Source organism: Enterovibrio norvegicus FF-33, from assembly GCF_000286835.2.
Lineage (GTDB): Bacteria > Pseudomonadota > Gammaproteobacteria > Enterobacterales > Vibrionaceae > Enterovibrio > Enterovibrio norvegicus_A.
The window spans coordinates 1-511 of record NZ_AJYD02000028.1 but is presented as its reverse complement, the minus strand read 5'-3'; the positions used below and the strand labels follow the sequence as shown (position 1 = coordinate 511).

Annotated in this window: 3 tRNA genes; all 3 read left to right on the top strand. The window is 49.5% G+C overall.

Features of this window, described 5'->3' with window-relative positions:
- Positions 1-82 precede the first annotated feature (82 nt).
- A tRNA-Gln gene (locus tag A1OO_RS07000) sits at positions 83-157 on the top strand.
- Positions 158-168: 11 nt separating this feature from the next.
- Positions 169-245: transfer RNA gene (locus A1OO_RS06995), tRNA-Met, on the top strand.
- Positions 246-336: 91 nt separating this feature from the next.
- Positions 337-423, top strand: a tRNA-Leu gene (locus A1OO_RS06990).
- The last annotated feature ends 88 nt before the right edge of the window (positions 424-511 follow it).

Here is a 511-nt window from a genome sequence, read left to right as displayed (position 1 = left end):
CTGGCGCCGCAAGGTGTGAGAGTTCAAGTCTCTCCTTCCGCACCATTTATTGAAGAATCATGCTTTCGAGCGTGATGACTGTTGGGATATCGCCAAGCGGTAAGGCAGCGGCTTTTGATGCCGCCATTCCCTGGTTCGAATCCAGGTATCCCAGCCATATTTCAGGTTGGCTACGTAGCTCAGTTGGTTAGAGCACATCACTCATAATGATGGGGTCACAGGTTCGAATCCCGTCGTAGCCACCAACTATTCTGAAACCGTTGAGCATTTCGATGCCAATGACTTTCAAACAGACTGACACACTACCAAGTGTCGAATAAAGTCTGACAAAATTGTGCGGTGGTGGCGGAATTGGTAGACGCGCTAGCTTCAGGTGCTAGTGTCCTAACGGATGTGAGGGTTCAAGTCCCTCCCTCCGCACCAAATATCACTTAGACCTATTGAGAGGTTTGAGTAGAGTAATACGCGGAAGTGGCGAAATTGGTAGACGCACCAGATTTAGGTTCTGGCG